Genomic DNA, 13,008 nt, shown 5'->3' with positions numbered 1-13,008 from the left:
ATCATGTGGAACCTGCCGAACATCCTGACGCTGCTGCGGATCGTGCTGATCCCGGTGTTCGTCGTCGTCTTCTATCTCGACTCGGTCTGGGCGCCCTATGCGGCGGCGGCCGTCTTCGGCGCGGCGGCCCTGACCGACTGGCTCGACGGCTATCTGGCGCGCAAATGGAACCAGACCTCGCCGCTCGGCGCCTTTCTCGATCCGGTCGCCGACAAGCTGATGGTGGCCGTGGCGCTGGTGGTGCTGTTGCAGACCGATCCGCGCATCCTGATCGCGCTGCCGGTGATGGTCATCATCGGGCGTGAGATCACGGTCTCGGCCCTGCGTGAATGGATGGCCGAGATCGGCGCACGCGCGGCGGTGGCGGTCTCCGCACTCGGCAAGGTCAAGACCACGGCGCAGATGATCTCGATCGTGATCCTGATCCTGCGCGAATCGGTGTTCGGTCCCTGGACCTATGGGGTGGGCGTGGTGCTGCTCTATGTCGCGGCTCTTCTCACGCTTTGGTCGATGGTGTTATATTTGGCATCCGCTTGGCCGAGCCTGTCGGGTCAGGCGGATCAGTCGAACGAACGCCAGCCAAAATAATTTTCAAAATTGGCTTGACGGACTGAAAAAATCGCCTACAATGGGCGTCTATTCAGCGGGAATAGCTCAGTTGGTAGAGCACAACCTTGCCAAGGTTGGGGTCGCGAGTTCGAGTCTCGTTTCCCGCTCCAAATTCAGAAAAAAGCCCTCTTAGCGAGGGCTTTTTTCGTTCTCGCTGTCACAATCGACTGCGGCGATCTCTTTGCAGGATTCCGCACTTCCGCTATATTGCTGCTTAGCAGCATCCATCGCGAGCCGAATCGCTCCAGCCGCATGGAAGCGCCTTCGATAACCTGATGACCGCCTGGCAGGTGATTCGACGGAGCCTCCCAGCACTCGATCCGATTCACTCGCCAACGCCATTGCGGCCAGCGGCCGGCCGTTCCAGAGGCTCACCCATGCTTCGTAAGATCCTGATCGCCAATCGTGGCGAGATCGCCGTGCGCGTCATCCGAGCCTGTGCCGAACTGGGCATCCGCTCGGTGGCCATCTATTCCGAGGCCGACCGTCACTCGCTCCATGTCAAGAAGGCCGACGAGGCCTACAGTCTGGGCAGTGATCCGCTCGCCGGTTATCTCAACGTCCACAACATCGTCAACCTGGCGGTGATGACCGGCTGTGATGCCGTGCATCCGGGCTATGGTTTCCTGTCGGAGAACCCCGAGCTGGCGCTGACCTGCGCGCGGCGCGGCATTACCTTCATCGGTCCGAACGCCGAGGTCATCGCCCGCATGGGCGACAAGACCGCCGCGCGTCAGGCGATGCGGAAGGCCGGTGTGCCGGTCACGCCCGGCAGTCCCGGCAATCTGAACAGTCTGGATGAGGCGCTCGCCTGCGCCGAGGAGATCGGCTATCCGGTCATGCTCAAGGCGACCTCGGGCGGCGGCGGGCGCGGCATCCGTCGCTGTGACGACCCGGCGGCACTGCGCAACAACTACGAGCGCGTCATCTCGGAGGCGACCAAGGCGTTCGGACGCGCCGAGGTGTTTCTGGAAAAGTGCGTGGTCAATCCCAAGCACATCGAGGTGCAGGTGCTGGCCGACCATCATGGTCACTGCATCCATCTGTTCGAGCGCGACTGCTCGATCCAGCGGCGCAATCAGAAGCTGATCGAGATCGCACCCTCGCCGCAGCTCGACGACGCCCAGCGTCAGTACGTCGGCGGACTGGCGGTGCTGGCCGCGCGCTCGGTCGGCTATACCAATGCCGGCACCGTGGAGTTCCTGCTCGATTCCGACGGGCGCTTCTACTTCATGGAGATGAACACCCGCATCCAGGTCGAGCACACCATCACCGAGACCATCACGGGTGTCGATCTGGTCGAGGAACAGATCCGGGTCGCCGCCGGTCTGCCGCTGCGCTACCGCCAGGACCAGATCAAGCGTCGCGGCTTCGCCATCCAGTTCCGCGTCAACGCCGAAGACCCCAAGAACAACTTCCTGCCGAGCTTCGGGCGCATCTCGCGCTATTACGCGCCGGGCGGTCCGGGCGTGCGCACCGATGGGGCCATCTATACCGGCTATCATGTGCCGCCCTATTACGACTCGATGCTGGCCAAGCTCATCGTCTGGGCGCTGGAATGGGACGACGTGGTCACGCGCGGCTGCCGTGCTCTGCGCGACATGGGCGTCTATGGGGTCAAGACCACCATTCCGTTCTATCAGGAGATCCTGCGCCATCCCGACTTCCGGAACGCGAACTTCGACACCGGTTTCCTGGAGTCGCATCCTGAACTGCTGAACTATTCGACCAAGCGCCGCCGCGAAGACATCGCCGCCGCGCTCGCCGCCGCCATCGCCGCTCACGCGGGGCTTTGAGACAACCGACCGGCTTCAAGCGAGCTCACTCATGCCGAAGATCAACATCACCGACGTCATCCTGCGCGACGCGCATCAATCCCTGCTCGCCACCCGGATGCGCACCGAGGACATGCTGCCGATCTGTCCCAAACTCGACGCCATCGGCTACTGGTCGCTGGAGTGCTGGGGCGGGGCGACCTTCGACGCCTGTGTGCGTTTCCTGAAGGAAGATCCCTGGGAGCGTCTGCGCAAGCTGCGTGAGGCCCTGCCCAACACCCGGTTGCAGATGCTGCTGCGCGGCCAGAACCTGCTCGGCTACCGGCACTATTCCGACGACGTGGTCCGTGCCTTCGTCAAGCGTTCGGCCGACAACGGCATGGACGTGTTCCGTATCTTCGATGCGCTCAACGATCTGCGTAACCTCAAGACCGCGATCGAGGCGACCAAGGCCGCCGGCAAGCACGCCCAGGGCACCATCTGCTATACCGTCAGCCCGGTCCACGATGTGGCCGGTTTCGTCAAGATGGGGCGCGAGCTGGCCGCGATGGGGTGCGACTCGATCGCTATCAAGGACATGGCCGGGTTGCTGACGCCCTTCGTCACGGCTGATCTGGTCAAGGCCCTCAAGGACAGCGTGGATCTGCCGCTGCATCTGCACTCACATGCAACCTCGGGTCTGGCCGACATGTGCCATCTGAAGGCGATCGAGAACGGCTGTGACACCATCGATACCGCCATCTCGTCGATGGCCGGCGGCACCTCGCATCCGCCGACCGAGAGTCTGGTTGCGGCCCTTCGCGGCACCGAGTACGACACCGGGCTGGATCTGGAGGCCATCCAGGAGGTCGGGATGTACTTCTACCAGATCCGCAAGAAGTACCATCAGTTCGAGAGCGAGTTCACCGGCGTCGACACCCGTGTCCAGGTCAATCAGGTGCCGGGCGGCATGATCTCGAACCTGGCCAACCAGTTGAAGGAACAGAACGCGCTCGACCGCATGAGCGCGGTGCTGGAAGAGATCCCGCGCGTGCGCAAGGATCTCGGCTATCCGCCGCTGGTCACGCCAACCTCGCAGATCGTCGGCACCCAGGCGGTGTTCAACGTGCTGACCGAGAAGCGCTATCAGACCATCACCAACGAAGTGAAGCTCTATCTCCAGGGGCGCTATGGCGCGGCGCCGGCGCCGGTCAATCCGACCCTGCAACAGCAGGCGATCGGCAACGAGGATCTGATCGAATGTCGTCCGGCCGATCTGCTCAAGCCGGAGCTGGAGCGTCTGACCAAGGAGATCGGGCCGCTGGCGCTGTCCGAGGACGATGTCCTGACCTATGCCATGTTCCCCGAGATCGGGCGCACCTTCCTCGATCAGCGTGCCGCCGGCGCCCTGGTGCCCGAGCCGCTGGAGCCGCCGCCGAGTCGCACCGAGGCGGCCAAGGCCGCGCCGACCGAGTTCAACATCAACGTCCACGGCGAGACCTACCACATCAAGGTCACGGGCGCGGGGCACAAGGGGCAGGCCGAGCGCCATTTCTATTTCACCATCGACGACATCCCGGAAGAGGTGGTGGTCGAGACGCTCGACGAGCTGGTTCTGACCGGCGGCGGGGCGGCTTCCGGTCCGCGCGCCATCAGCGGCAAGCGTCCCAAGCCGAGCCGGCCCGGGCATGTCGCCACCTCGATGCCGGGCAACATCGTCGATGTGCTGGTCAAGGAAGGCGACACCGTGATCGCCGGTCAACCCGTCATCGTCACCGAAGCGATGAAGATGGAGACCGAGATCCAGGCGCCGATCGCGGGCGCCATCACGGCGGTCTATGTCGGCAAGGGCGACGCGGTCAATCCGGACGAGGTGCTGATCGAGATCACGTCCTGATCGAACGTGACGGCCGGCTGATGCAACCAAAGGACGGTACGGCGAACGAAGCCTACAAAGGCTTCACCAACCATGAATGCCCGTTCTATCCCTGCCATGCCGGGGTGAAGCGGGCATTCAACTGTCTGTTTTGTTACTGCCCGCTCATCGCCTACGAGTGCCCCGGACCCTATCGGATCTATACCGACAAACACGGACTCAGGCGCAAGGACTGCTCGGACTGTCGGCTGCCGCACGAGGGCTATCGGGCGTCCTGGTCCTTCATCCAGAAATGGCTGGAACGGCCCAGGATCTGGGGCGGTAAGGAGCTGGACGCGCGCGACCGCAAGGCCGCGCGCGGCGGTTGAGTCGGGCAGGGGGCTTACAGATCGCCGTTGGCGCCGGCCGTCATGATCTCGTTCATGGTGTCGCGCACCTTGATCGCCATTTCCTTGAGGTTCGGCGGCAGATCGGCCATCCGCATCACCATGTCCAGATCCGGCGTCACCAGCCAGGCCTTGCCGTCCTGATCTTCGATCAGGGTGATGCGGCAGGGCAGGTAGGCCGCGAAATCGATGTTCTCGGCCAGCATCTGGGCGGCGATGCGCGCATCGCAGAACTGGAAGATCTCGATGTGCCTGGTCTCCACGCCCATGGCCTCCAGCTCCTTGTAGAGCGGCTGGCGCGCGACCAGTTTGAAGTTCAGCCCGTTGGCGCGCAGCAGCATGGAGTCGATCGCGTCGTCGATGGAGACGTCCTTGGCCAGCGGCATCTTGACCACGGTGTCGGCGAGGCGCATCCCCTCGGCGCGTGGCGTCAGCGTGGCGAACAGCAGGGGAAGGGCGGTGAGTACGGCAAGCCAGTGGATCTTTCGCATGTGACAGTCCTCGTTTCCTCGTTGGTGTTCTCGTTCGTCGACGCGCGGTGCGTACTGGAGACGCTTACGCGAAGTCGTAGTGCTTCTCGACCGCCTCGATGATCTCCCAGATGCAGGCGAGACCGGCCGGGAAGGTGATGAGATCGCCGCGCCCGAACTCTTGTGGTTCACCGCCCTCGGGTGTCACGCGAAAACGGCCGCGCAGCACATAACAGGTCTCGGTCTGATCGTAGCGCCAGGGGAAGGTCGAGGGTTCCTTCTTCCAGATCGGCCAGTCCTCGACGCCCATCACGTCCAGCTTGGCGGGGGAGGGTTTGTGTTCGCAACGGATCTCCAGGTCGCTCATGGTCTTGTCGGTGGTCTCGTCGGTTGGGTTGAATCGGACTTCTGAGATAAGACATCGGCCGTTCGCCGAGTGCCGGAAGCGCAATAGTGCGGTTTTCAGACGACTTTTTCCAACGTCGGCGCTTGTCCGGTTCGCCGCCTTCGGCGAAGATCGCCTCCCATGACGACAGATCACCTCGCCCCTCATTCTGTTTCATCGCACGAACTCTCCCGGCTCGCGGTGCGTGTGGGTGAGTGTCTGCGAGAACGCGGCTGGCGGCTGGCGACCGCCGAATCCTGCACCGGCGGCTGGGTCGCCAAGACGATCACGGACATCGCCGGCAGTAGCGACTGGTTCGATCGCGGTTTCGTCACCTATAGCAATGCATCCAAGCAGGACATGCTCGGTATCAACGCCGAACTGATCGAGTCTCAGGGCGCGGTGAGTGGGCCCGTGGTACGGGCCATGGTCGCGGGTGCACTGGCGCATAGCCGGGCTGAGGCCGCACTCGCCATCAGCGGCATCGCCGGACCGGGCGGCGGCTCGCCTGAGAAACCGGTCGGAACCGTCTGGTTCGCCTGGGGACGGACGGCGAGCGTCACGACGATGCGCCGCGAGTGCTTCGCCGGCGATCGCGAGGCCGTGCGCGCCCAGGCGGTGCGCACGGCGCTGTTCGGTCTGCTCGAATATCTGAGTACGCTCACGCGCTAGGCTGAAGTCGCCCAAGGCTTATGTCATAATTTTCGGCTAATCGTCGAGTGCGACGGCTTGGATCCCAACCCGCAACGGAGACCGCAATGGATGAGAACCGCAAGAAGGCGTTGGCCGCCGCGCTGACCCAGATCGAAAAGCAGTTCGGCAAAGGCTCGGTCATGCGCATGGGCGATGTCGGTGCCGTGCGCAACATCGAGGCGATCTCGACCGGTTCGCTCGGGCTGGATCTGGCGCTCGGCATCGGCGGCGTGCCCAAGGGGCGCGTCATCGAGATCTACGGCCCCGAGTCCTCGGGCAAGACCACCCTGACGCTGCACATCATCGCCGAGTCGCAGAAGCTCGGCGGAACGGCGGCCTTCGTCGATGCCGAGCACGCGCTCGACCCGGTCTATGCCGAAAAGCTCGGCGTCAACATGACCGATCTGCTGGTCTCCCAGCCCGACACCGGCGAGCAGGCGCTGGAGATCACCGACATGCTGGTACGCTCGGGCGCGGTCGATGTCGTGGTCGTCGACTCGGTCGCCGCGCTCACGCCCAAGGCCGAGATCGAGGGCGAGATGGGCGACTCGCACGTCGGCCTGCAAGCGCGCCTCATGTCGCAGGCGCTACGCAAACTCACCGGCAACATCAAGCGCTCCAACTGCTGCGTCATCTTCATCAACCAGATCCGCATGAAGATCGGCGTGATGTTCGGCTGCTTCGATTATCACGCCCGTGTCGTGCTGGCCGACGGTACGACCGAGAAGATCGGCAAGATCGTCAATCAGCGGCTTCCGGTCGAGGTCATGTCGATGGACCCGGCCACCGGCGCCATCGTGCCGCGTCCGGTCGTCAACTGGTTTCGCAATGGCGAGACCGATGAATGGCTCTATTTCGAGGTCGCGGCGGGCGGCGGCTCCGGGCGGCGCAAGTTCACCTGTACCGCCAACCACCTCATCTTCACCCCCAGTGGCGAGCGCCGTGCGGGCGATCTTGACGTCGGCGACGAGGTGATGACGGCCGTCAAGCATTACGCTCTGAACGATGACCAAAACCAGCTCATCCTGGGCGGCCTCCTCGGCGACGGCTCGCTGCGTTTTGCGTCCGAATCCAATGTCTCCTTCCGGGTCGGTCATGGCCCCAGGCAGCAGGAATACTGCGAATGGAAGCACGAGATGCTGGCGCCCTTCGCGAACCGCATCGGCCCCACGGGCAATGGTCTCGGATTCGATACCCTACCCATGGCGCAACTGGTCGGTCTGCATCGTCAGGCGTATTCGGCCCAGGGGCGGCGGGTCAGCGACGGCATGCTCGCCGCCATGGATGCACGCGCCGTAGCGGTCTGGTACGGCGATGACGGCACCTTCTCCGGCTCCTACGAGCAGTGGGGGCACGGCAAGGCCGAGATCGGCTGTGTCAGTCTGTCGATGGAGGACAAGGAGCGTCTGGCGGGTCGACTCGAACAGCTCGGTATGGGGCGTCCCACCGTGCGCGAGCGTTCCTTGCTCTTCAGCGGCGAGCGTACCCGTCAGCTGCATGAGAAGATCGCGCCCTATGTCCATCCCTCGCTCGATTACAAGCTGCATCCGGATTTTCGCGGACGTTTCGCCTGGCATCCGGATACGTCGGACGTCCATTTGAATGGGCATCGGCTGGAAGCCCGCACCCAACTCAGGGCGGCTCCCATGCGCATCACCCGCAAGGAGATCCGTCCGGCCAAGCCGCGCCATCGGACACGCTTCGATCTGGAAGTCGCGGGCAACCACAGTTACTTGGTCGACCATGTGGCTGTCCACAACTCCCCAGAAACCACGACCGGCGGCAACGCGCTCAAGTTCTATGCCTCGGTCCGGCTCGACATCCGCCGCACCGGCAGCATCAAGAAGGGCGATGAGGTCATCGGCAACGAGACCAAGGTCAAGGTAGTCAAGAACAAGGTCGCGCCGCCCTTCCGTCAGGCCGAGTTCGATATCCTCTATGGTCAGGGCATCTCGCGCGAGGGCGAGATCATCGATCTGGGCGTGGCCGAGGGCTTCATCGAGAAGTCCGGCGCCTGGTACAGCTACGAGGGCACGCGCATCGGGCAGGGCAAGGACAACGTCCGCAACTTCCTGTGCGAGAATCCCGAGATCGCCCAGGCCATCGAAGCGCGCATCCGCGACAAGCTGCTGCCCAAGGGTGGAGCCGGGGCGTCAGCCGAGGCCGATGTGCCCGAGTCGTTCGAGCCGCTGGAGGATTGATCCCTGAACGACCCGGTCCAAGCTCCGGTCCCGAACCAGGCCGACGCGCACGACGCCATCGACGAGGCCGTGCGCGTGGCCCTGCGTCTGCTGGTCGCGCGCGAGCATTCGTGTCTGGAACTGACCCGCAAGCTCAGCGCGCGCGGTCTCGCGCCCGAGGCCATCGCCGGCGCGCTCGATCGACTGATCGACGAAGGCGCGCTCGACGAATCGCGTCTGGCCGCGCACTATGTCGCCGAACGCGCCGACAAGGGCTTCGGCCCGTTGCGCATCCGTGCCGAGTTGCGCGACAAGGGACTTGCCGACAGCCTGATCGACCGCCATCTCAAACCCATGAACGACACCTGGCCCGAAGTCCTGGCGCGCACGCATGAGCGCCGCTTCGGCCAGTCACAACCCAGCGACCGTTCCGACTATGCCAAACGCGCGCGTTTCCTCGAACAGCGTGGCTTCACGCCCGATTCGATCCGGCGCCTGCTGCGCTTTCCTGACTGACCCGAGCCGTGCGGCGAACGGTCCATTCGAGACTTTCCAATGACCACCAGTGCAGAGCTTCGAGCGAGCTTCCTCGACTATTTCGAGCAACGCCAACACGAGCGGGTGGCCTCCAGCCCCCTGATCCCGGCCAATGATCCGACCCTGCTGTTCACCAACGCGGGCATGGTCCAGTTCAAGGACGCCTTCCTCGGACGCGAGCGCCGCGCCAACAACCGCGCGGTCAGCTCGCAGCGCTGCGTGCGCGCCGGCGGCAAGCACAACGACCTGGAGAATGTCGGCTATACCGCCCGGCATCACACCTTCTTCGAGATGCTGGGCAACTTCAGCTTCGGCGACTACTTCAAGCGCGAGGCCATCGAATATGCCTGGGATTATCTGACCCGGGTGCTGGCGCTACCGCCGGAGCGGCTGTGGGTGACGGTGTTCGAGGACGACGACGAGGCGGCCGGCATCTGGCTCAAGGAGATCGGCGTCGATCCCCAGCGCTTCTCGCGCTGTGGGGCCAAGGACAACTTCTGGTCGATGGGCGACACCGGCCCCTGCGGTCCCTGTTCCGAGATCTTCTATGACCACGGTCCCAACATCCCCGGCGGTCCGCCCGGCTCGCCCGACGAGGACGGCGACCGCTATGTCGAGATCTGGAATCTGGTCTTCATGCAGTTCAACCGCGACGCCGATGGGAATATGACCCCATTGCCGCGTCCATCGGTCGACACCGGCATGGGACTGGAGCGGCTCGCGGCCGTGATGCAGGGCGTGCATAGCAACTACGAGATCGACCTGTTCCGTCACCTGATCGAAGCGGCGGCCAAGGCCACCGGCTGCACGGATCTGGCCGACAAGTCGCTGCGCGTCATCGCCGACCACATCCGCTCGACGGCCTTTCTCATCACCGATGGGGTCACGCCGGGCAACGAAGGACGCGGCTATGTCCTGCGTCGCATCATGCGCCGCGCCATCCGTCACGGCTATCGGCTCGGCTGCTCCACGCCCTTCTTCCATACCCTGGTCGAGCCGCTGGTGCGCGAAATGGGCGACGCCTACCCTGAACTGCGCGCGAGTCAGTCGCATGTCGAGCGTCTCGTCAAGATCGAAGAGGAGCGTTTCGCCGAAACGCTGGAGCATGGCATGCGTCTGCTCGACGAGGCCATCGCCGACCTGAGCGGCGACCGGATCCCCGGCGAGACCGTGTTCAAGCTCTACGATACCTATGGTTTCCCGGTCGATCTCACGGCCGACATCGCGCGCGAGCGTGGATTGACGCTCGATGTAGCCGGTTTCGAGCAGGCGATGGAGCGTCAAAAGGAGCGGGCGCGTGCGGCCAGTCAGTTCGGCGCCGGCCAGGTGCTCGACATCCAGATCCAGGGCGAGACCGACTTCTGCGGCTACGACCGGCTCCAGGAAGAGGCGACCATCGTCGCACTCTATCGCGGCGGCGAGTCCTGCGATGCGCTGGAGGCGGGCGAGGAGGGCCTCGTCATCCTCGACCGTTCGCCCTTCTACGGCGAATCCGGCGGTCAGGTCGGCGATCGCGGCTGGTTGACGACCGAGACCGCGCGCTTCACGGTCCAAGACACCCAGAAGAAGGGCGATGGCGTGCTGGTGCATGTCGGACGGGTCGAGGAGGGTCAGTTGACCCTCGGCGATCGGGTCGATGCCCGTGTCGATGCCGACCGCCGCCGCGCCACCGCGCTCAATCACTCGGCCACCCATCTGCTCCATGCCGCCCTGCGCGAAGTGCTCGGTCCGCACGTCCAGCAGAAAGGCTCGCTGGTCGGACCCGAGCGGTTGCGCTTCGACTTCTCACACTTCGAGCCGGTCTCGCGCGAGCAGCTCCTGACCATCGAGCGGATGGTCAATCGCGAGGTGCGCGCCAATCATCTGGTCGAGACCCGCATCATGAGCCTGGAGGATGCCAAGGCGTCCGGAGCCATGGCGCTGTTCGGCGAAAAGTACGCCGATCAGGTGCGGGTGCTGCGCATGGGCGAGTTCTCGACCGAGCTCTGCGGCGGCACGCACGTCAAGGCGGTCGGCGACATCGGTCTGATCAAGATCGTCTCCGAGACCGGCATCGCCGCCGGGGTACGCCGCATCGAGGCCATCACCGGCGCCGCCGCACTGGAGTGGGTCGAAGCCGACGAAGAGCGCCTGCTGCGGCTCGCCGGTCTGCTCAAGGGCGGTCGCGAAGACGTCGACGAACGTGTGACCCAGCTCATCGAGCGCGCGCGCCGACTGGAAAAAGAACTCGAACAGCTCAAGGCCAAGGCCGCAAGTTCAGCCGGTCAGGATCTGGTCGCCCAGGCGGTCGACATCCAGGGCATCAAGACCCTGGCCGCGCGTCTGGACGGCGTCGATCCCAAGAGCCTGCGCGTCACACTCGATCAGCTCAAGGACAAGCTCGGCAGTGCCGTCGTGGTGCTCGCCGCCGAGTCCGACGGCAAGGTCAGCCTGGTGGCCGGTGTCACCAAGGATCTGACCGACCGGTTCAAGGCCGGGGATCTGATCCGCGAGGTCGCTGAGAAGGTCGGCGGCAAGGGCGGCGGACGTCCCGATATGGCTCAAGCCGGCGGCAGCGACCCGGCCGGACTGCCTGCCGCGCTGGAACTGGTGCCCGGTTGGGTCGCCGCGCGGCTGAACTGATTTTTTCTACTGAACGCTGATCCAAATGAAAGACGTGCAATCCAGGAATCAACGATGGCCCTGATCGTTCAAAAATACGGCGGAACCTCGGTCGGGAGCATCGAGCGCATCCAGGCGGTGGCCGAGCGCGTCAGACGCTGGCGCGATCAGGGCGATCAGGTGGTGGTCGTGGTCTCGGCCATGTCCGGCGAGACCGATCGCCTGATCAAGCTGGCCAAACAGCTCCAGGAACGCCCCGAACCGCGTGAACTCGATGTGCTGCTGTCGACCGGCGAACAGGTGACGATTGCGCTCCTGAGCATGGCGCTCGCCGCCCAGGGCTGTCCGGCACGGTCCTATACAGGCGCGCAGGTCCACATCCTGACCGACAGCGCCCACAACAAGGCCCGCATCCGCGACATCGATGCCGCGCGCGTGCGCGCCGACCTCGAAGCCGGGCGCGTGGTCGTCATCGCCGGTTTCCAGGGCATCGACGAGCAGGGCGACATCACCACGCTCGGACGCGGCGGCTCGGACACCTCGGCGGTGGCCATCGCCGCCGCGCTCAAGGCCGACGAGTGCCAGATCTACACCGACGTCGACGGCGTCTACACCACCGACCCGCGGGTCGAGCCGAAGGCGCGCAAGCTCGATCGCATCACCTTCGAAGAGATGCTGGAGATGGCCAGTCTCGGCTCCAAGGTGCTCCAGATCCGTTCGGTCGAATTCGCCGGCAAGTACCGGGTTCCATTGCGCGTGCTCTCCAGCTTCGAGGAAGGCGAGGGCACATTGATCAGTTTCGAGGACAACGACGTGGAAGACGCCAAGATCTCCGGAATCGCCTTCAGCCGTGACGAGGCCAAGCTGACCGTGCTCGGCGTGCCGGACCAGCCGGGCGTGGCGCACCGCATCCTCGGCCCGATCGCCGAGGCCAATATCGAAGTCGACATGATCGTGCAGAACGTCGGTGCCGATGAAGCGACCACCGACTTCACCTTCACCGTGCATCGCAACGACTATGCGTCGGCGCTCGATATCCTGAAGCGCACCGCCGACGAACTGGGCGCGCGTCAGGTGACGGGGGACGCCACCATCGTCAAGATCTCGCTCGTCGGTGTCGGGATGCGCAGTCATGCCGGGATCGCCAGCCGCATGTTCGCCAGTCTGGCCAAGGAGGGGATCAACATCCGCATGATCTCGACCTCGGAGATCAAGATCTCGGTGGTGGTCGACGAGAAGTATCTGGAGCTGGGCGTTCGCACACTGCACGAAGCCTTTGGGCTGGACCAGCCGGCCTAGCTGTCGTGTCGGGTCCATCGGCCCGACCATGACTCACGAAAATGACCGTTCGTCGAAAATAGGCGCTTCAGCCGCTTGTTTTTGCCGAATCAAGCTAAATTTTACTTGCAATGGGATCTGGCTCTATGTCGATCCCGTTGAAGTTGGTAGAATACCAAGCATGGAGCCTGGCTCTAGCAGCTTGGTTCAGGCGTGGTTCAACCCTTGCGCGCGGTGGC

Annotated in this window: 10 protein-coding genes, 1 tRNA gene and 3 pseudogenes; 12 read left to right on the top strand and 2 right to left on the bottom strand. The window is 64.2% G+C overall.

Annotated elements, in window-relative coordinates; translation table 11 throughout:
- Nucleotides 1–3: 3 nt before the first annotated feature.
- From pgsA to Atep_RS09195, 5 genes are all read left to right on the top strand, one after another.
- Nucleotides 4–588 (top strand): CDP-diacylglycerol--glycerol-3-phosphate 3-phosphatidyltransferase, encoded by a 585-nt coding sequence (pgsA, locus tag Atep_RS09215; protein WP_213381506.1) that lies wholly within the window; start codon nucleotides 4–6, stop codon nucleotides 586–588.
- Nucleotides 589–643: 55 nt separating this feature from the next.
- Nucleotides 644–719, top strand: a tRNA-Gly gene (locus Atep_RS09210).
- A gap of 267 nt (nucleotides 720–986) precedes the next feature.
- Nucleotides 987–2,405: an acetyl-CoA carboxylase biotin carboxylase subunit gene (locus Atep_RS09205; RefSeq protein WP_213378262.1), complete on the top strand. Its 1,419-nt coding sequence runs from the start codon at nucleotides 987–989 to the stop codon at nucleotides 2,403–2,405.
- A 31-nt stretch (nucleotides 2,406–2,436) separates the two neighbouring features.
- Entirely contained in the window at nucleotides 2,437–4,260 is a 1,824-nt protein-coding gene (gene oadA / locus Atep_RS09200; RefSeq protein WP_213378261.1) for a sodium-extruding oxaloacetate decarboxylase subunit alpha, read from the top strand.
- 20 nt (nucleotides 4,261–4,280) lie between these two features.
- On the top strand, nucleotides 4,281–4,607 hold the full coding sequence (locus Atep_RS09195) for a cysteine-rich small domain-containing protein (RefSeq protein WP_213378260.1): 327 nt from the start codon (nucleotides 4,281–4,283) through the stop codon (nucleotides 4,605–4,607).
- Nucleotides 4,608–4,621: 14 nt separating this feature from the next.
- On the opposite strand, the gene Atep_RS09190 is transcribed toward Atep_RS09195, so the two are convergent.
- Complete coding sequence (locus Atep_RS09190) at nucleotides 4,622–5,116, bottom strand: DUF302 domain-containing protein (protein WP_213378259.1); 495 nt, start codon at nucleotides 5,114–5,116, stop codon at nucleotides 4,622–4,624.
- Between the two features lie 64 nt (nucleotides 5,117–5,180).
- The gene (locus tag Atep_RS09185; RefSeq protein WP_213378258.1) at nucleotides 5,181–5,462 is read right to left on the bottom strand and encodes a cupin domain-containing protein; all 282 of its coding nucleotides are present in this window, start codon (nucleotides 5,460–5,462) and stop codon (nucleotides 5,181–5,183) included.
- Nucleotides 5,463–5,621: 159 nt separating this feature from the next.
- Between Atep_RS09185 and pncC the strand changes: the two genes are divergently transcribed.
- From pncC to Atep_RS09150, 7 genes and pseudogenes are all read left to right on the top strand, one after another.
- A complete protein-coding gene (gene pncC, locus Atep_RS09180; protein WP_213378257.1) occupies nucleotides 5,622–6,152 on the top strand; it encodes a nicotinamide-nucleotide amidase in 531 nt (176 codons plus the stop codon).
- 86 nt (nucleotides 6,153–6,238) lie between these two features.
- Nucleotides 6,239–6,850: pseudogene (recA, locus tag Atep_RS16920) on the top strand (recombinase RecA); the annotation flags it as partial.
- Nucleotides 6,827–7,582, top strand: a pseudogene (locus Atep_RS17015) (intein-containing recombinase RecA); the annotation flags it as partial. The pseudogenes recA and Atep_RS17015, both read left to right, overlap by 24 nt.
- Nucleotides 7,583–7,933: 351 nt before the next feature.
- Nucleotides 7,934–8,374: pseudogene (locus tag Atep_RS16910) on the top strand (recombinase RecA family protein); the annotation flags it as partial.
- 75 nt (nucleotides 8,375–8,449) lie between these two features.
- Nucleotides 8,450–8,869 carry a regulatory protein RecX gene (locus Atep_RS09160; protein WP_213378256.1) on the top strand — a complete coding sequence of 140 codons (420 nt, stop codon included), beginning with the start codon at nucleotides 8,450–8,452 and terminating at the stop codon, nucleotides 8,867–8,869.
- Between the two features lie 39 nt (nucleotides 8,870–8,908).
- The gene (gene alaS / locus Atep_RS09155; RefSeq protein WP_213378255.1) at nucleotides 8,909–11,512 is read left to right on the top strand and encodes an alanine--tRNA ligase; all 2,604 of its coding nucleotides are present in this window, start codon (nucleotides 8,909–8,911) and stop codon (nucleotides 11,510–11,512) included.
- 54 nt (nucleotides 11,513–11,566) lie between these two features.
- Nucleotides 11,567–12,790 carry an aspartate kinase gene (locus Atep_RS09150; protein WP_213378254.1) on the top strand — a complete coding sequence of 408 codons (1,224 nt, stop codon included), beginning with the start codon at nucleotides 11,567–11,569 and terminating at the stop codon, nucleotides 12,788–12,790.
- Nucleotides 12,791–13,008: the final 218 nt, after the last annotated feature.

The sequence above is a fragment of the Allochromatium tepidum genome, from assembly GCF_018409545.1.
GTDB classification, from domain to species: Bacteria; Pseudomonadota; Gammaproteobacteria; order Chromatiales; family Chromatiaceae; genus Thermochromatium; species Thermochromatium tepidum_A.
This window is presented reverse-complemented; position numbering and strand designations above follow the sequence as displayed.